Consider the following 18,062-nt stretch of genomic DNA (forward strand, 5'->3'; position numbering starts at 1 on the left):
TAAACATGGCGTACGTGCCAGGTGGTAACAAGAAAGAACTGAAGAAGGCGAATCGGCAACTTGCTACGGTCATTGACCTGAACAAATGTCTGGGTTGTCAGACATGTACCGTCGCTTGCAAGAACCTATGGACCAAGCGACCGGGGACCGAGCACATGCGGTGGGCGAACGTGACGACCTACCCTGGCAAAGGCTACCCGCGTGACTATGAAAAGAAAGGTGGCGGCTATCGGAAAGGCGAGCCGCAAGCCGGAACGATTCCCACGATGGTGGACTCGGGCGACAACTTCCAGTTCAACCATAACGAGGTGTTCTACGAAGGCAAGGGGCAGTCGGTCAAACTGCACCCGGTCAGCAAGGCGACCGGCAAGGATCCGGAATGGGGATACAACTGGGACGAGGATCAGGGCGGCGGGCAATGGCCGAATCCGTTCTTCTTCTACCTGGCCCGTATGTGCAACCACTGCACGAATCCGGCCTGTCTCGCGGCGTGTCCGACCGGGGCCATTTACAAGCGCGAACAGGACGGCATCGTGCTGGTTGACCAGGAGCGTTGTAAGGGCCACCGGCATTGCGTCGAGGCCTGTCCGTACAAGGCGATTTACTTCAATCCGGTTTCCGAGACCAGCGAGAAATGCATTCTGTGTTTTCCGCGCCTCGAAAAGGGAATCGCCAATGCTTGTAATCGGCAATGCCCAGGTCGGGTGCGGGCCTTTGGCTACCTGGACGACAAGAACAGCCAGGTTTACAAATTGGTGCGCGAATGGAAGGTGGCGTTACCGCTCCATGGCGAATATGGAACCGGTCCCAATGTCTTCTATATCCCGCCCATGGGTGTGCGCGCGTTCGGTGCGGATGGCGAGATCACCGACGCCACCCGGATTCCGCTCGAAACGCTGGAGGGCTTGTTCGGCACCGAGGTAAAGCGTGTCCTCGCGGTGTTGCATGCGGAGCGGGAGAAGTCGCGAACGGGTAGAGGCTCAGGATTGATGGACATCCTGATCAGCAAGAAGTGGACCGACCGATTCGGCGGGTTCACCAACGATCCCGTGATTCAGTCCTGATGACATCGGAGACGCAAATGAAGGTTAAGCGAATTGATGCAGGTGACGATACGCTGCTCGATCTGGCGGCTTCCGTGTGGAACGATGCGCAAGCGATGCGGTTGCCCATGGCGCCCGTTCCGCTTGTCCTGGTGCAGGACTGGTCGCCCTTCCTGGCCAAGAGCGAAGATCATGGGGCCAACAAAAGTCTTGATGTGGCTGCCTTGCATAACGGCAAATCGTTGGCGGTGCGTCTCAAGTGGGCATCGGAAAAGCATGACCAGATGCCCGATCTGGACAGCTTCGTCGATGGCGCCGCCGTGCTTTTCCCTCTGGTTGAGGGGGCGCCGGCCATGACCATGGGCGCCAAGGGCAAGCCCACCAATGCCTGGTTCTGGAAAGCTAACCAGAAAAGCGCCATGGAAGTTGTCGCCGAAAGCTTCACTGCCGTACAGCGGTTGGAAGGCAAGGCAACCAGCGATCTCAAGACTGTCGCCCAACACCAGAACGGTGAGTGGCAGGTCATTTTCCGCCGCTCCCTGGCCAATCGTGATGGGCTGGTGCAGTTGCCCATCGGCGGCAATGGGAAGATCGCTTTCGCGCTCTGGAATGGCGGTAATAAAGAACGATCGGGGCGCAAGTCATTCTCCGGCGATTTCATGGATTTCAGTATTCAAAAGTGAGGATGACAGATGAACAGCAAACTAGAACTGGGCATGTGCCACGATAAGGAGGCGATCGAGGCACGCTCTGAAATCTACCGGATTCTGAGCGGGGTGTTTGCCTATCCCGCCAGCGACGAGCAGAAGACCTTTGTGTTGCAGGAGGCTCAGGCTGCGCTGCGCGCCGCGGCGACGGGACTGCCGTTTCCGCTTCCCGCCTTGGATGCCTTGACCGAATGGGGCGCGGAGACTGCGCTGGATGTTCAATCGGAGTACACCCGGCTTTTCGATAATTGCTCTGGCCGCCCGGCGCTGTCGCTGCACGAAAAAGATTTTTCGGCCGTTGATCAAAAGAAATTATGGGAAGAACTTATCCGCTATTACGAGCACTTTGGCCTGCGCTACGACCTCAAGGACTGCAAGGAATGGCCGGACCATATCGGGATCGAGCTGGAATTCCTGCACTACCTGACTTTTCTGGAAGGGACGGTGCCCGACGCGCTGACGGAAGACTATGTGGCAGCCGAGGGCGATTTTCTCGACCGTCATCTGGCCAAATGGGTTCCTGGATTCAGCCAGAGACTCAGCGACGGCGATGCGTCCTCGCCCTATGGCGCGTTCAGTCAAGTACTGGCGCAGTTCATTGTCGGCGATCGGGAGTTCATCCAGCTGCGCCGGTCGATTCAGTAGGCGGGGCGGTACCCGGTCGTACGCCGGAGCCGGTTTGAAGGTTCGATGAGGAGGGATATGGAAGTGTCTGCGGTTAAAGTAATCGGCGTCGGGATGATCAAGTTCGCGAAGCCAGGCGCGCATGAACCCTATGAAATCATGGCGTCCAAGGCCATCCATGCGGCGCTTGCCGATGCCGATATCGATTACGGCGCGGTCCAGCAGGCCTTTGCCAGTTACGTGTTTGGCGATAGCGCCTGTGGCCAGGTTGCCTTATACCGGGTCGGGATGAGCGGTATTCCGGTGGTCAACGTCAACAACAATTGCTCGTCCGGCTCATCCGCCTTGCTGCTGGCCCGTCAGGCGGTGCTGTCCGGGCAGGTGGATTGCGCCCTGGCCTTCGGCTTCGAGGAAATGCGGCCCGGCGCGCTGGGGTCGGCTTGGGACGACCGGACTTCGCCCCTGCTGGAGCTGGAGCGGATTCTTGAAGAGCAGGTTCCGGGCGTCATGTCCGCGCCCAACGCCTTGCGCCTTTTCGGCTCGGCGGCACTGGCCTACATCGACAAGACCGGCGCCAACCCGGATATTTTCGCCAGGGTGGCGGTAAAGACCCGGAATCACGCGCTGATGAACCCGCTTGCCATCTTCGACAAGCCGATCAGCGTGGAAGAAGTTTTACAGTCGCCGATGATTTTTCCGCCCTATCTGACCCGGCTGGAAGCTTGCCCCCCGTCCTGCGGCGCGGCAGCGGCCATCGTGTGCAGCGCGGAGTTTGCACGTCGGCACGGTCTGCTGTCGCGCTCCGTCTCCATCCTGGCGCAGGCGATGACGACCGACCGCGACGCGCGCAACCGCAATCCCATCGATCTGGCGGGTGCCGACATGACGCGCAACGCTTCCGCGCAGGTTTACGAACAGGCCGGCATTGGCCCGGAAGATGTAGACGTCGTCGAACTGCACGATTGCTTTACCTCCAACGAAGTTATCACCTATGAAGGGCTCGGCCTGTGCGGCGAAGGCGGCGCGGAAGAAATGATCAACCTCGGCGACAACACCTATGGCGGAAAGTATGTCGTCAACCCCTCGGGCGGGCTCATGTCGAAAGGCCATCCGCTGGGGGCGACGGGGCTGGCTCAGTGTACGGAACTGGTCACCCACTTGCGGGGTGAGGCCGGGCGACGCCAGGTGAAAGGCGCACGCCTGGCGCTTCAACATAACCTGGGTCTGGGTGGCGCCTGTGTCGTAACGCTTTACGGCCGCAGCTGACCGTCTGGCGGATTTGCCCGCCTTGACGTGCCGATGCGGGGGCGGCACGGCAGCGGGGGATGTACGGTCGGGCGATGTCGATCTTTTCTTGTTGAGGTCTTCTTGATCAATCTGTTTCGGTCTCCTCCGAAATTTCGGGGCGCGTAAAGCGCCCCACTTTTTTGAGCTGTTGCGTGGCGAATGGCGGCTCGAACAATTGAACCTAAAAACCTCAGTTACCCCCACCCTGCTTGCACCCCGAGTTTGGAATCCGGGTCGCACCGCCGGTCGAGCTTTCTGAAAAATCGAGCAGCAACCCGCATCAATGCTGGGGCGAATCCGCCAAAACCGTCATTTTCGGGGCTGAACTGTCGAACCCCGGGGGCCGTCCGGTATTCTCGTGACACCGAAATCAGCTGCCGAAGATGCGATCATGGGAGCCGACTCACATTTCCGGAGCATGATCGAGCATGAAGAAACTGCACCACATCCACGCCCGCAATTTCCCGTCCGCCCAGGACGAAGTCGAGGCCGCCCAGCCTCATTCGCCGTACGACGCGCCCGGCAGCTCCTTTCGCATGGCGTTCGCGGACAGCGAATTCCTGCTGCGCGAGGAACTGCGCCCGGTGCGCCTGCAGCTCGAACTGCTGAAAGCGGAGCTGATCCAGCAGGAGCAGGGCGTCGAATCCACTGTCGTGGTGTTCGGCAGCGCGCGCTTCAAGTCGCCCGAAGTGGCAGCGGCGATGCTCGACGAGGCGCGCGCCGGCGACGATCCGGTCGCGATCCGGCGCGCCGAGCAGATGGTGAAGAACGCCCGTTACTATGCCGAAGCGCGCCGTTTTGCCGAGCTGGTCACGCAGGAACCCGACGTGCTCGGCGAGCCGGTCATCATCGCTACCGGGGGTGGCCCCGGCGTCATGGAGGCGGGCAATCGCGGCGCCCACGACGCCGGCGGGCGCAGCATGGGCATGAGCATTTTCCTGCCGTTCGAGGAAGCACCGAACCCCTGGATCACGCCGGAGCTGTGTTTCCAGTTCCACTACTTCGCGATCCGCAAGATGCATTTCCTGATGCGCGCGGTCGCGGTCGTGAGCTTTCCCGGCGGTTTCGGCACTCTCGACGAATTGTTCGAAGTGCTGACCCTGACGCAGACGCGCAAGATCCGTCGCCGGCCGATCATCCTGATCGGCCGCGATTTCTGGGAGCGCCTGATCGACTTCGACGTGATGATCGAGCACGGCGTGATCAGTCCGGAGGACGTCGAGCTTTTCCGCTACGTGGAGACTGCCGACGAAGCCTGGGACGCGATCAAGGCCGCTTACAACGAAGACAATCCTGCATTGGTCGCCCGGCAGCTGAGGGGGAGTTGAACCTCCCGGGTACCCGGCGCAGGCTGGATCAGCGGGTCGTCTATGCCGCCAGGACGATCAGCGAAGCACCGGACGGTTGGGGAGCTGATCCTCCCGCTGCGGCGGGGTTTCGCCAGGGGCGTGACTGGCGGGAAAATGCCGCTCCAGCGCCGCCGTTACGGCGTCGATCGCTCGGGCGAGGCCCTCTTCGTAGCGCCCGGCACGAAACTCCGCGCTCATGCTGGCCAGCGTCTCTCTCCAGTAGGCGTCATCGATGTGCCGCGCGAGGCCGCGGTCGGTGACGATGTCGATGCGGTGCTCGGCGAGCTGCAGGTAGATCAGCACGCCGTTGTTCAGTTCGGTGTCCCACACGCGCAGCTTGCCGAATTCCGTCAGCGCGCGCTCGCGCACCACCTGCTCGATCGGCACGCGGCGGCGTAAATGGCGCCACAGGTAACTCATCGGCAGGCTCGCTTCGATGCACACGCAGATCTCGCCGGTGTGACGCCGTTCGCTGTCGTGCACGCGCGCTTCGAGGCGTTGCAGCGTGTCGTCCCCGACCGCATGGCGCACGTCGTCGGCATCGAGCCACAGGTGGCGGATCACGCGCATCACGATGTTCATCGATGACTCCCGGTCCGGTCGGGTAGCGCTACCATCGTCCCGAAGCGCCGCCGCCGCCGAAACTGCCGCCGCCTCCGGAACTGAATCCGCCCCCGCCTCGGCCGCCCCCGCCCCAGATGATCGGGCCGCCAAAGCCGCCGCCTCCGCCGCCGCGGCCACCGCGGCCTCCTCCGCCGATGCCCAGCACGAGCACGAAGATGAACGCGACGACGCCGGCGATGATCGCCAGCAGCAGGCTGCCGAGCAGCAGCTGCGCGAGCAGGCCGGCGACGCCCCCGGTGGCGAGCGCCCCGAGCTTGCGTCCCAACATACCGACGAGCACCGCCCCGACGATCGGAACGCCGACGAACAGGAACGCCCCGAGGTCTTCGAGCGACGGCGGATCGCCGCGCCCGCGGACGTCGGGCTCCGGCAAGGGCAGGTTTTCACCGCGAATGCGCGCCATCAGCGCGTCGAGGCCGGCGTCGATGCCGACGGCGAACTCACCCCGGCGGAAAGCTGGCGTGATGGCCCGGTCGATGATGTGGAACGCGGCGAGATCCGGTACCGCCCCTTCGAGTGCGCGAGCGACTTCGATGCGCACCCGTCGGTCGTCTTTCGCGACGACCATCAGGATGCCGTCGCCGATGTCGCGCCGGCCGATCTTCCACTCGGCCGCGACACGGTAGGCGTAGGCGGCGATGTCCTCGGGAGCGGTCGTGGCCACGATCAGCACGACGATCTGGGCTCCGCGTTCCGCTTCGAAGGCTGCCAGCTTTGCTTCGAGCGCCTGACGTTCGCCGGAGTCGAGCGTGCCGGTCTGGTCGATGACGCGCGCAGTGAGGGCGGGAACCGGCTGGAGATCCTGGGCGAGCGATGCGGTCGGGCCCAGCAGTGCGAGCGCGACGAGTGCAACGAATGCGATCGAAGCGCTCGTCAGCCAGCGGCGGGCAGCGGTCCAGACGGCCTGCAGACCGGCGAAAAGGGCGGGACAGGGGTGGCAGTTCATCAGATCAGGTCGGAGCGATGATCGCGCCGGGCGAGCCGTGACTCAGCGCGCCCCCGAAGTGCCGAAATCGACGCTCGGCGGACGCGAGATCTCCTGTTCGTTCGCGACGGTGAAACCGGCTTTCGGCTCGTAGCTGAAGATCATCGCGGTCAGGTTCGTCGGAAAGCTGCGCGCGAGCACGTTATATTCCTGCACCGTCTTGATGTAGCTGTTACGCGCGACGGTGATGCGGTTCTCGGTCCCTTCCAGCTGCACTCGCAAGTCCTGGAAAGCCTGGTTCGCCCGCAGGTTCGGATAGTTTTCGGCAACTGCCAGCAGTCGCGACAGGGCGCCGCCGAGCTGGCTCTGCGCCTGCTGGAAGCGTTCCATCGCCTGGGGATCATCGAGCATCTCGGGCGTGACCTGGATCGCCGTCGCGCGCGAGCGCGCTTCGATTACACGGGTGAGCGTTTCCTGTTCGAAATTCGCCTCGCCCTTGACAGTGTTCACGAGATTCGGGATGAGATCGGCGCGGCGCTGGTACTGGTTCAGCACCTCCGCCCAGGCTGCCTTGCTTTGCTCGTCGAGGCGCTGGAAATCGTTGTAGCCGCAGCCGCCAAGGCCGAGCAGCGCGCACGCGGCGACGACCACGGAGAAGCGTCGGAAAAGTCTCTCGAACATGCGGTGCGTCCCTCCATCGATTTTTGCGCGCGGGCAGCGCCCCGGTCGGGTCGGGTTGCAAACCTTCCCGTCGCTCGGCCATGCGCCATCATAAAGCCGCTCGCAGCATAGGTGTCCGGAATATTTGCGCTGCCTTCAGCCCTGTGCGGCTCGGGGCGACACAAGCGCGGCGGGCTGCCCCTGTCGATCCGCGAGGCGGGCGCGCCGACGCCGCGATTGCGGCAGCAGCGCCCGGAGAGGTCGAAAGGTCTCAGACGCCCTGTTTCAGGCTCGCCGCGATGAAGTCGTCGAGGTCGCCGTCGAGCACGGCCTGGGTGTTGCCGACCTCAAAGTTCGTGCGCAGATCCTTGATGCGCGACTGGTCGAGCACGTAGGAGCGGATCTGGTGGCCCCAGCCGATGTCGCTCTTCGAGTCTTCGAGCTTTTGCTGCTCGCTCTGGCGCTTGCGCAGTTCCAGTTCGTACAGCCGCGCTTTCAGCATCGACATCGCCTCGGCCTTGTTCTTGTGCTGCGAGCGGTCGTTCTGGCACTGCACGACGACGCCGGTCGGCTCGTGCGTGATGCGCACCGCGGAGTCGGTCTTGTTGATGTGCTGGCCGCCCGCGCCGGAAGCGCGATAGGTGTCGATGCGCAGGTCGGCCGGGTTGATGTCGATCTGGATCGAATCATCGACTTCCGGATACACGAACACCGACGAGAAGCTGGTGTGGCGCCGCGCGTTCGAGTCGAACGGGCTCTTGCGCACGAGACGGTGGATGCCGGTTTCGGTGCGCAGGAAGCCGTACGCGTAGTCGCCGCTGACCTTGATCGTCGCGCCCTTGATGCCGGCGACTTCGCCTTCGGATTCTTCCATCAACTCGACGTTGAAGCCCTTGCGCTCGCAGTAGCGCAGGTACATGCGTTCGAGCATGCCGGCCCAGTCCTGCGCCTCGGTGCCGCCGGCCCCGGCCTGGATTTCGATGAAGCAGGGGTTCGGGTCCATCGGATTGGAGAACATCCGGCGGAATTCGAGCGCATGCACTTTCGCCTGAAGCTCCCCGATGTCGGCTTCGACCGCGGCGAGTGTGTCTTCGTCGTCTTCGGCTTCGGCGAGATCGAAGAGGTCCTTCAGGTCGGAAGACAGGCTTTCGATATCGCGCAGGTTGTGCACCACGTCTTCGAGTTGGCGCTTCTCCTTGCCGAGTTCCTGCGCCTTCTCGGCGTTGTTCCAGACGGCCGGGTCTTCGAGAGCGCGGGTTACTTCTTCGAGTTTCGACGATTTCTCGTCGTAGTCAAAGATACCTCCGGAGTTCGCGACCGCGGGCACGCAGGTCGTCGAGTTGCTGGGCGATGGCGTTGAGGCGTTCGGCTTCCATACGGCACTCCGGAAAATCGGGAAAGCCGGAGAGTATACCCGGGCGGTGCTGTTACGCGGGACAGAATCTCGGACATCCGGGCAGGGATCGCCGCGGCGCTTCGAGCCGCGCGTCGGCTACAGTTGCGGCTGATGGGAAAACCACGGCCGATCACGGCTACGACCGGCCCACCCGATGAGGGAAAGAGAACGGAAGGGCTGATGGTGTTCGCGGTCTGACCGGATCCCGGATTTCGCGCTGCACAAATGAAAACGGCGACCGCTGGGCGGCCGCCGTGGTTTCACGAGTGAACTGCGATACCGGCGATCAGAAGCGGTAGCCGACGCCGACCATGTACACCCACGGGTCGATATCGATGTCGACCTTGACCTTGCCGAGCGCCGGATGACGCGCAGTCGCCTCGCCGTCGATGCCGATGCGCCACACGGCAGCGTTGAGAATAACCTTGTCGGTCAGCATGTAGTCGAGACCCGCCTGGAGTGCGAGGCCCCACGAGCTTTCGCGGTCGAGGTGGGAGAATCCTTGTGCCTTGCGTGCGCTGGTCAGCTCTTCATTGAAGAACGTCGTGTAGTTGATGCCGGCGCCGACGTAAGGCTGCCACTTCGACGAGGAGTCCATCGGGAAATATTGCAGCGAGAGCGTCGGCGGGAGTTGCTCGATCGTCGAGAGCCTGCCGTCGAGACCACCTCCGATTCCTTTCAGGCCGACTACGTGCTTGAAGGGGGTCGCGGCGAGGAGTTCGATGCCGACATGATCGCGGATCATGTACGACAGCGTCACACCGAGTTGCGTGTTGTTGTCGACTGTGACTTTGGCTCCCGGGATTTTGCCCGTCGCCGTGGTGGAGACACTCGAATCGTCGACTGTCGGATCGACCATGATGGCCCCGGCCCGCACGACGATGTCGCCTTGTTTGTATGCCTGGGCGAGCGGGCTTGCCAGAGTCAGGGCCAGCATCGAGGAAAAGAGAACGGAACGTTTCACGGCTTGCTCCTTTTGTATGAAATCTTTACTGCCGTGGATTGTAACCATTTCTTAATAATGGTTATATGCGCTGCACAAAAATATTTCTTTTGGGTAGATAGATAAAATTGATCGCGACCACCGTTCCTGCCGGAGAGAACTCCGTCCGCCAAGGGGTTAGCGAGCTCAAGGTACCTGAGGGCTCGAAAAGAGCCGCGCTGGGGAAACGGAGCTTGCTTTCCCACCTTTGACTCGGTTCACGTCACGACGTGGATGCCGAGCAATACCGTCCAGCGGAGGAATCCCAGGCATGCTGCATTGCAGCATCCGTGGTGTCGCCTGGAGATTTTATTGGAGCGATGCAGCACGCGCTGCGACCGTCCGGAGCCACTGCCATGCGGGATTTTCGCAGCGGACGCTGCGCTCGGCAGCGGGACGGGCTATACAGTGTCGAAGTGTTCGAGCATCAACTGCAGGTTGGTGACGCCGTTGTATTCGTTCGGCGCGAGCCGGTAGGCAGCATGGATGCTCGCTCCCGCGCTCTCGGCGAAGTTGAAGCGGATCGCGTCGAAGCGCACGCCGTTCTTCGATAACTGCAGCTTCAGGTGCTTGTCCTTGAGCAGACGCTGGTTGTCGACGCGGAAATGGTCCTCGAACACCGGCGCCGCGAAGCCCTGTCCCCAGATGTCCTGTTCGATCAGTCGCGCTGAATCGAGCGTCATGTAACCGCTTTCGAGCACGCCGTCGGTTTCCAGCGTGCGCGTCAGGTCGGCGGTGCCGACGAGTGATTGGACGATCTCCTCGAACGCCCCCCCGAAGCGCCGGTAATCCGTTTCGCGGATCGTCAGGCCCGCCGCCATCGCGTGGCCGCCGAAGCGCAGGATCAGGTCGGGATGCCGCTTGGCGACGAGATCGAGCGCGTCGCGCAGGTGCACGTTGGCAATCGAGCGCCCCGATCCCTTCAGTTCGCCGTCCGCGCCGCGCGCGAATGCGACGACAGGCCGGTGCAGTTTCTCCTTGATGCGTCCGGCGACGATGCCGATGACGCCCTGGTGCCAGTCCGGCTCGAACAGGCTCACGGACGCCGTTTGTCCCGGGTCGAAGCCAGCGAGGCGCATCAGCGCGTCTTCCTGCATGCCCTGTTCGATGCTGCGCCGCTCGCGGTTCAACTTGTCGAGATCCTGGGCGATGTTCAGCGCGCGGCCCATGTCGTCGCTGATCAGGCATTCAATGCCCAGGCTCATGTCCGAGAGCCGACCGGCGGCGTTCAGCCGCGGGCCGAGCGCGAAACCGAGGTCGAAAGTGTTCGCGCGTTCGAACTCGCGTCCGGCCGCGGCGAACAGCGCGCGGACGCCGGGCTGCATGCGCCCGGCTCGCATGCGGGCGAGCCCCTGGGCGACGAGGATGCGGTTGTTGTGGTCGAGCTTCACGACGTCGGCAACAGTGCCGAGCGCGACGAGGTCGAGCAGCTCGCCGAGGTTCGGTTCCTGCCGCCCGGAGAACGCGCCGCGGCTGCGCAGTTCGGCGCGCAGCGCGAGCATCGTGTAGAACATCACGCCGACGCCGGCGAGCGCCTTGCTCGGGAAGTCGCAGCCCGGCTGATTCGGATTGACGATGACGTCCGCATCGGGGAGCGCGTCGCCGGGCAGGTGATGGTCGGTGATGAGCGTCGCCATGCCGTAGCTGCGCGCCGCGGCGATCCCTTCGACACTGGCGATGCCGTTGTCGACGGTGATCAGCAGGTCGGGCTCCATCCGCGCAGCCAGTTCGACGATCGCCGGCGTGAGGCCGTAGCCGTATTCGAAGCGGTTCGGCACGAGATAGCCGACGTCGGCGCCGAAAGCGCGCAAGGCCCGAACTCCGACGGCGCAGGCAGTGGCGCCGTCGCAGTCGTAGTCGGCGACGATCACCATCCGCGCGCCGGCCTCGATCGCGTCGGCGAGCAGTTGCGCGGCTTCATCGGTGCCGCGCAGCGCCCCCGGCGGCAGCAGCCCCTTGAGGCCGTAGTCGAGCTCCTCGCGCCGCGAGATGCCGCGCGCCGCATAAATGCGCGCGAGCAGCGGATGGGTGCCGCCGTCGATCAGGCGCTGGACGACGCGGGGCGGAACGGTGCGGGACTGGATGCGTGTCATCGGCGGGCGGGGGCAGGGTCGGCGACGGGTTTGGCGGGGAGAGACGGAGCCGGCGGGGTGAGCGATTCGAGAAGGGCGTCGAAAGCGAGCGGTTTGCGCCAGAATTTCCAGCGCTCGTCGGCGCGCACCACGAGTTCGAACGTGCCGCGGTCGCCGGGGGCGGTGAGAGTCAGTTTCTGCACGCGGCCATCGCCGAGCGCCCCGGCGAGCGGTGCGAGCCAGTCGCGTTCGAGCGTGGCGAGGTTGCTGCGCCAGGCGTCGAGATCGAGCTGTCGTGCCGCGTGGACGAGCGTGTCGAGGACGACAATCGTGTCTTCGCGCAACGCCGTCGCGAGATCCGGCGCCGAGACTTCGGCTCCGGTGGCGCGCACCATGCCGCGGGCGAGCGGTTCGGCTGCCTGCACTGCGGGCAGCGTCCCAGCCGGGGCCGGTGCCAGCGCTCCAGCACCCCAGAACCACAGGCTGTTCGCAGGACGCCGTCCGGCGGCTTCGCGTGCCTGGTTGAGCGGATGGTTGTGCAGCAGCACCTGCACTTCGTTCATCGTGCGCTGCCACAGGCGGGCGTCGTCGCCTTCGGGCAGGAACTGGCGGATCGGCCGTCCGATGACGTCATGCAGCGGAAAAAGCCTGGCGCGAGTCGGCGCGGCCAAGCGGAGGTACCAGCGCGTTGGCGTGCACGCTTCGAAGCGGCCGAGATCGCCGAAATTATCGTTGAGGGCGGCGATCAGCGCGCAGACGTCGTCGTCGCCGAGTTCATCGGCCGGGAAGTCGTTGAGCAGCAGGTGTTCGCGCGCGAAGGACAGGTTCACGGGGTCGGCGCACAGCCAGGCGCCGCCCGGATCGGGCGCGAGTGGGGCCGATTCGCCGAGGCGGCGCAGCGCGGCCAGCGGCAGCGGGCCGTCGGACGAGCCGGTGCCCAGACCGAACAGGCGCGCAAGCTGGAGGTCGAGCGGCTCGAAGTCCCGGTGTTCGCGCCGTCCGCGGCCGAGGAGGCGTGCGAGTGCGGGAAGTTCGATGCCCGCTGCGGGGGCGACGAGCGAAGCGCCGGGCCAGATCAGGCCGGGAATGACGAGGTGAATCTGCATGTAGCGACCACAACAAGAAGCGGATCGAGTCTAGCACAGCGCCTGACTGGTCCGGCGGCACCAGACGATCGGGCCAGCGCGGGAGTCGACGCCGCTCCCGGTGCGGGCCAGGCCGCAGCGTTCGTGCTCGCGTCGGCAAGGGCAGGACGCGTGAAAACGAGCCGGTTCGTCGCGATTTTTCGCGATCCTGCCGGCTGTTCATCGCGCTGCGCCTGTCCTTGCGGCAGAATGGCGCCTTTTCGCCGCTGCCCCCCACCCGATGCGTTACGAAATCCTGGTCGGTTTGCGTTACACCCGGTCGCGCAAGCGGGCGCAGGGGCGCAACCGCTTCATCTCCTTCATCTCGCTGGTGTCGATGCTCGGCACTGCGCTGGGCATCGCCGCGCTGATCGTCGTGTTGTCGGTGATGAACGGCTTCCAGGAAGAGTTGCGCACGCGCATCCTCGGCGTCGCTTCGCACGTGCAGGTCTCCGGTTTCGACGGCGAGCTCGATGCGTGGCAACAGGTTGCCGACCAGGCTGCGCGCCATCCGGATGTGGTCGCCACGGCGCCGTACATCCAGGAACAGGGCATGCTGTCGTTCGACCAGGCGGTGCGCGGCACGCTGGTGCGCGGCGTGCTGCCAGGGGCCGAGGACGGCGTCGCCGATTTCGTGCGCTTCATGCGCTCGGGCAGCTTCGACGCGCTGCAGCCCGGACGCTTCGGCATCGTGCTCGGGCGCGACCTCGCGTTCGCGCTGCAGGCGCAGGTCGGCGACAAGGTGACGCTGATCGCCCCGCAAGGACTGGTGACGCCGGCGGCAGTGCTGCCGCGGGTCAAGCAGTTCGAGGTCGTCGGGATCTTCGAAGCGGGGATGTTCGAGTACGACTCCGGCCTCGCGCTGATCCACCTGCGCGACGCCCAGGCGCTGTACCGCATGGACGAGCGCGTCAGCGGGGTGCGGCTGAAGCTCGACGACCTGTTCGCCGCGCCGCGCGTCGCGCGCGAGCTGCCGGGCCTGATCGAAGGCGCTGTGGCGGTCAGCGACTGGACGCGCAGCCACGCGAATTTCTTCCGCGCGGTGGCGCTGGAGAAAACGATGATGACGATCATCCTGTTCCTGATCGTCGCCGTCGCGGCGTTCAACATCGTGTCGACGCTGGTGATGGCGGTGCAGGAGAAGTATGCCGACATCGCGATCCTGCGCACGCTGGGCGCGAGTCCCGCGTCGATCATGGCGATTTTCGTGCTGCAGGGCGCGATCATCGGCCTCGTCGGCCTCGCCGCGGGGGTCGCCGGCGGCTTGTTGCTGGCGCACAACCTCGACGTCGTGATTCCCGCCCTTGAACAGATCACGGGCGCGACGTTGTGGAACAAGGAGATCTACTACATCAGCGAGCTGCCGTCGAAAGTGCTGCCGGCCGACGTGATCACGATCGTGTCGCTGTCCTTCGTGCTGACCCTGGTGGCGACGCTGTATCCGAGCTGGCGCGCGTCACGCGTGAACCCGGCCGAGGCCCTGCGCTATGAGTGAAGCGACGAACGAGCCGGTGCTGGCCTGCGAAGGCCTGTCGAAGACTTTCCGCGAAGGGGCTGACGCGCTGCAGGTGCTCGACGGCGTGACGCTCGCAGTCGCACGCGGCGAACGCATCGCGATCGTCGGTGCGTCGGGCTCGGGCAAGAGCACCTTGCTGCATCTGCTCGGCGGGCTGGACGTGCCGAGCGCCGGCGCGGTGCGCCTGCACGGACGCGATTTTTCGCGCATGTCGGATGCCGAGCGCGGTCGGGTGCGCAACGAGGCGCTTGGGTTCGTGTATCAGTTTCACCACCTGCTGCCGGAATTCTCGGCGCTCGAGAACGTCGCGATGCCGCTCTACATCCGGCGCATGGAGCGCGAGGCGGCGAACGAACGGGCGGTGGCGATGCTCAAGGAAGTCGGCCTCGGGCACCGGCTCGACCATGCACCCGGCGAGTTGTCCGGAGGCGAGCGCCAGCGCGCGGCGATCGCGCGGGCGCTGGTGACTCAGCCGGCATGCGTGCTCGCGGACGAGCCGACCGGCAACCTCGACCGGCGCACCGCCCAGAGCGTGTTCGACCTGATGCTGAGCCTCAACGAGCGGCTCGCGACGAGCTTCATCATCGTCACCCACGACGAACAACTCGCCGGGCGGGCGCAGCGCACGCTGCGGCTTGACGACGGCCGGCTGGCGTGACTCGCAGGATGTTCAGCCGCCGTTGCGATGGGTGCGGCGAGCGTGCCAGGTGCGGATCAGCCAGATTCGCCACGCTGCCTTGACGGTGAGGTAGCCGAGCAGCGACAGCGTCGCCGCGAGCAGGATCAGGCCCAGCCCCAGAGGCTTGCCCAGGCCCGCCATCCAGTCCACGAGCGCGCCACCCCACGCGATCAGCGTCATCTCGCCCAGTTCAGGAGGCGGCGCGAACTCCTGCCCGTTGATGCCCATGGCCCAGCTGCCGATCTCGTAGGCGAGAAAATACAGCGGGACGATCGTCACCGGGTTCGAATACAGCGTCGTGATTATCGCCAGCGGCAGGTTGACGCGGAATGCCACGCAGCAGATCGCCGCCGCGCCCGCCTGCAGCGGTCCGGGAATGAGGCCGCAGAACAATCCGACCGCGAAGCCGCCGGCTGCCGAATGTCGATTCAGGTGCCACAGGCGCGGGTGCAGCAGCGTGCTCGCGAACGGCCGCAGCCAACGGTTGGAGCGAATCGTTTCGTGCTTCGGCAGAAAACGCTTGAGGATCTTGCGCATGGTCATCCGGTTCGGAGCGGGGATTCTAATGGTTCGCCCGGCAAGTCCCAAACGCCGCAGCGAGCTTGTCAGCGCTTCCGGCGCACAGGCATGATGCCGAAATATGCGAACGTCAATAATCGCCTTCGCCCTGGGTGTCTGGCTCTGCCAGGGTCTTCCGGAACTGCCCGGCACCGGCTGGCTGCTCGCGCTTCTCGCTGCGAGCGGGGCTGTCGCGGCGGCATCGTGGCGCGCCGAAGCTCGCACGCGGCTCGCCGGCCTGTGCCTGCTGGCGCTCGCCGCAGGCTTCGTCTGGTCGGCGGGGCGGGCACAATGGCGTCTCGCCGACGAGCTGCCGATGGCTTGGGAAGGACGCGAGGTGGTCGTGACCGGCGTCATCGACGAGCTGCCGCGAACCCTGGATCGTGGCGTGCGCTTCGTGCTGCGTGTCGAATCGGCGTCCGCCCCGGTGCCGCAGCGGATGCTGGTGTCGTGGTACGCGCCACGCGCCCGGGCCGGCGGCGACGAGGATGCGGGCGACGAGGGACAGGTCCCGCCGCTGCGACCGGGCGAGCGCTGGAAGCTGACGCTGCGTCTGAAGCGCCCGCACGGCCTTGCCAATCCCGGCGGCTTCGATTACGAAGCATGGTTGCTGGAGCGCGGCCTGCGGGCAACGGGTCATGTACGGGCGAAAGGGGAAAACATCCTGCTCGACCCGCTGGTGGCCGATCCAATGGTCCTTGTCCACCGCCTGCGCGATTCGGTGCGCGCCCGTTTTATCGCGACGCTCCCCGCTGCCGAATACGCCGGCGTTCTCGTCGCGCTGGCCGTCGGCGACCAGAACGCGATCCCGCAGGAACAGTGGACGGTATTCCGCAAGACGGCCGTGGCCCACCTCGTCAGCATCTCCGGATTGCACGTGTCGATGGTCGCGCTGGCGATCGGCGGCATTGCCGGATGGGGGTGGCGGCGCATCCCGGCGCTGACGCTGCGGTTCCCGGCAAGGAAGGCGGCGGCGCTCGCCGGGCTCGCCGCGGCGGCTGCCTATTCGCTGCTCGCGGGCCTCGGCATTCCGACGCAGCGCTCGCTGATCATGCTCTCGGTGCTGGCGCTGGCGCTGTTGCTCGGGCGCGAGTCGGCAGGCAGCCGCGTCATCGCCCTCGCGTTGTTCACGGTGCTGGTGGTCGACCCGTGGGCGGTGCTGTCGGCGGGATTCTGGCTGTCGTTCGGCGCAGTCGCGGCGATCATGTACGTCGTCGGCGGGCGCGCCGGCAGCATGCCGGGCTGGCGTGTCGCGGTGACGACGCAGCTCGCAATCACGCTGGCGACCGTTCCGGCGCTGCTCGTGCTGTTCAATGCGTTCTCGCTGCTGTCGCCGTTTGCCAATGCGTTCGCGATTCCGCTGGTGAGTTTCCTGATCACCCCGCTCGCGCTGGCAGCGATCGTGCTGCCGTTCCCGCCGCTGCTGGAACTGGCGCACTGGCTGACCGGGCTGATGATGGTCGCCCTCCAATGGCTCGCGGACATGCCATTCGCGATGTGGCAGCAGGCCGGGCCGCCGCCGCTGATCGCCCTTGCGGGGATCGCCGGCGTGCTGTGGCTGCTGCTGCCGCGAGGCACTCCTGCGCGCCATGTCGGGGTGCTGGCGATGCTGCCGATGCTCGCATGGTCGCCACCGCGCCCGGCGCCGGGCGAGTTTCGCCTGACAGTGCTAGACGTCGGCAATGGCATGGCGGTGCACCTGCAGACAGCCCGTCACGACCTGATGTACGACACCGGGCCGGCCTACGGGCCGGACGTGGACGCGGGGGAGCGGGTGCTGTTGCCCTATCTGGGAGCGGTCGGGGTGCGGCGGCTCGATCGCCTCGTCATTTCGCACGACGACCTCGACCACACGGGTGGCGCCGCGTCGCTCGGGGAGGGCGTGAAAATCGTGGACATCCGGGCGGACCTGCCTCCCGGGCATCGGCTCCACGCCGGCCGCGTTGCGCCTGTTTCCTGTGTCGCCGGTGAGCGCTGGCGCTGGGATGGTGTCGATTTCGAAGTGCTGCATCCGGTCGCAGGCGAGGATGCGCGGCGCGACAACGACAAGTCGTGCGTGCTCCGGATCGCCGCGCCCGGCGGATCGGCGCTGCTCGCGGGCGACATCGAGACCTCCGCCGAGCGCAGCCTGCTGGCGCGGTCGGCCCACGCCTTGGCAAGCGATGTCGTCGTCGTGCCACACCATGGCAGCCGTTCGTCATCGAGTGCGGCGTTCATCGCGGCCGTCGATGCACAAGCCGCGATCTTCACGGTCGGTTATCTCAATCCGTTCCGCCATCCGCATCCTGCGGTGTGGGCCAGATGGTCGGCTTCCGGGGCGCGCAACTGGCGCACCGACAGCCAGGGCGCGATCCGCGTCGACGTGCGCGACGGCGGCGTGAGCGTCGAGGCGCAACGCCTGATCGCATCACGCTACTGGCACGGGCGGTAAGCTTCGTGACTCCACGCTTCACGTGAAGTGAGCAGCTTCCGCGCAGGCCTGGCGGTGGCTGAGCGAGTTCGCAGCGTGGTTCGTG

16 protein-coding genes are annotated in these 18,062 nt (G+C 65.2%); 8 read left to right on the top strand and 8 right to left on the bottom strand.

Annotated features, from left to right (window positions below; translation table 11 throughout):
* Positions 1–5: 5 nt before the first annotated feature.
* The 5 genes from ebdB to EBN1_RS16355 all read left to right on the top strand — a co-directional run bounded on the left by ebdB (position 6) and on the right by EBN1_RS16355 (position 4,989).
* Positions 6–1,064, top strand: a complete 1,059-nt coding sequence (ebdB, locus tag EBN1_RS16335) for an ethylbenzene dehydrogenase subunit beta (RefSeq protein WP_011239076.1) — start codon at positions 6–8, stop codon at positions 1,062–1,064.
* A gap of 17 nt (positions 1,065–1,081) precedes the next feature.
* Positions 1,082–1,726, top strand: a complete 645-nt coding sequence (gene ebdC / locus EBN1_RS16340) for an ethylbenzene dehydrogenase subunit gamma (RefSeq protein WP_011239077.1) — start codon at positions 1,082–1,084, stop codon at positions 1,724–1,726.
* Positions 1,727–1,735: 9 nt separating this feature from the next.
* Positions 1,736–2,395: a molecular chaperone TorD family protein gene (locus tag EBN1_RS16345; RefSeq protein WP_011239078.1), complete on the top strand. Its 660-nt coding sequence runs from the start codon at positions 1,736–1,738 to the stop codon at positions 2,393–2,395.
* A 57-nt stretch (positions 2,396–2,452) separates the two neighbouring features.
* Positions 2,453–3,640 (top strand): lipid-transfer protein, encoded by a 1,188-nt coding sequence (locus EBN1_RS16350; RefSeq protein ID WP_011239079.1) that lies wholly within the window; start codon positions 2,453–2,455, stop codon positions 3,638–3,640.
* 449 nt (positions 3,641–4,089) lie between these two features.
* Positions 4,090–4,989: an LOG family protein gene (locus EBN1_RS16355; RefSeq protein WP_011239081.1), complete on the top strand. Its 900-nt coding sequence runs from the start codon at positions 4,090–4,092 to the stop codon at positions 4,987–4,989.
* Between the two features lie 57 nt (positions 4,990–5,046).
* Here the strand turns inward: EBN1_RS16355 and EBN1_RS16360 are convergent, their stop codons facing one another.
* The 7 genes from EBN1_RS16360 to EBN1_RS16390 form a co-directional block, all read right to left on the bottom strand.
* Positions 5,047–5,592: a TPM domain-containing protein gene (locus EBN1_RS16360; RefSeq protein WP_011239082.1), complete on the bottom strand. Its 546-nt coding sequence runs from the start codon at positions 5,590–5,592 to the stop codon at positions 5,047–5,049.
* Between the two features lie 28 nt (positions 5,593–5,620).
* Positions 5,621–6,580, bottom strand: a complete 960-nt coding sequence (locus tag EBN1_RS16365) for a TPM domain-containing protein (protein ID WP_011239083.1) — start codon at positions 6,578–6,580, stop codon at positions 5,621–5,623.
* 42 nt (positions 6,581–6,622) lie between these two features.
* The gene (locus EBN1_RS16370; RefSeq protein WP_011239084.1) at positions 6,623–7,240 is read right to left on the bottom strand and encodes a LemA family protein; all 618 of its coding nucleotides are present in this window, start codon (positions 7,238–7,240) and stop codon (positions 6,623–6,625) included.
* 250 nt (positions 7,241–7,490) lie between these two features.
* Positions 7,491–8,595 (bottom strand): peptide chain release factor 2 gene (gene prfB / locus EBN1_RS16375; RefSeq protein ID WP_011239085.1). Its coding sequence is split into 2 segments (ribosomal slippage): positions 7,491–8,513 and positions 8,515–8,595, totalling 1,104 coding nucleotides; the frame shifts between segments, so codons are not numbered across the junction.
* 306 nt (positions 8,596–8,901) lie between these two features.
* Positions 8,902–9,579 (bottom strand): OmpW/AlkL family protein, encoded by a 678-nt coding sequence (locus EBN1_RS16380; RefSeq protein ID WP_011239086.1) that lies wholly within the window; start codon positions 9,577–9,579, stop codon positions 8,902–8,904.
* 419 nt (positions 9,580–9,998) lie between these two features.
* Positions 9,999–11,690 carry a single-stranded-DNA-specific exonuclease RecJ gene (recJ, locus tag EBN1_RS16385; RefSeq protein ID WP_011239088.1) on the bottom strand — a complete coding sequence of 564 codons (1,692 nt, stop codon included), beginning with the start codon at positions 11,688–11,690 and terminating at the stop codon, positions 9,999–10,001.
* Positions 11,687–12,775 (bottom strand): hypothetical protein, encoded by a 1,089-nt coding sequence (locus tag EBN1_RS16390; protein WP_011239089.1) that lies wholly within the window; start codon positions 12,773–12,775, stop codon positions 11,687–11,689. The genes recJ and EBN1_RS16390 overlap by 4 nt, the downstream gene beginning before the upstream one ends.
* A 259-nt stretch (positions 12,776–13,034) precedes the next feature.
* Between EBN1_RS16390 and EBN1_RS16395 the strand changes: the two genes are divergently transcribed.
* A complete protein-coding gene (locus tag EBN1_RS16395) occupies positions 13,035–14,288 on the top strand; it encodes a lipoprotein-releasing ABC transporter permease subunit (protein ID WP_011239090.1) in 1,254 nt (417 codons plus the stop codon).
* Entirely contained in the window at positions 14,281–14,967 is a 687-nt protein-coding gene (gene lolD, locus EBN1_RS16400) for a lipoprotein-releasing ABC transporter ATP-binding protein LolD (RefSeq protein WP_011239091.1), read from the top strand. Before EBN1_RS16395 ends, lolD begins: the two co-directional genes overlap by 8 nt.
* A gap of 12 nt (positions 14,968–14,979) precedes the next feature.
* On the opposite strand, the gene EBN1_RS16405 is transcribed toward lolD, so the two are convergent.
* Positions 14,980–15,525, bottom strand: a complete 546-nt coding sequence (locus EBN1_RS16405) for a DUF2062 domain-containing protein (RefSeq protein ID WP_011239092.1) — start codon at positions 15,523–15,525, stop codon at positions 14,980–14,982.
* A 103-nt stretch (positions 15,526–15,628) separates the two neighbouring features.
* Here EBN1_RS16405 and EBN1_RS16410 point away from each other — a divergent pair, with 103 nt between their 5' ends.
* Complete coding sequence (locus tag EBN1_RS16410; protein WP_011239093.1) at positions 15,629–17,977, top strand: DNA internalization-related competence protein ComEC/Rec2; 2,349 nt, start codon at positions 15,629–15,631, stop codon at positions 17,975–17,977.
* The last annotated feature ends 85 nt before the right edge of the window (positions 17,978–18,062 follow it).

The organism is Aromatoleum aromaticum EbN1 (assembly GCF_000025965.1).
Taxonomy (GTDB): Bacteria; Pseudomonadota; Gammaproteobacteria; order Burkholderiales; family Rhodocyclaceae; genus Aromatoleum; species Aromatoleum aromaticum.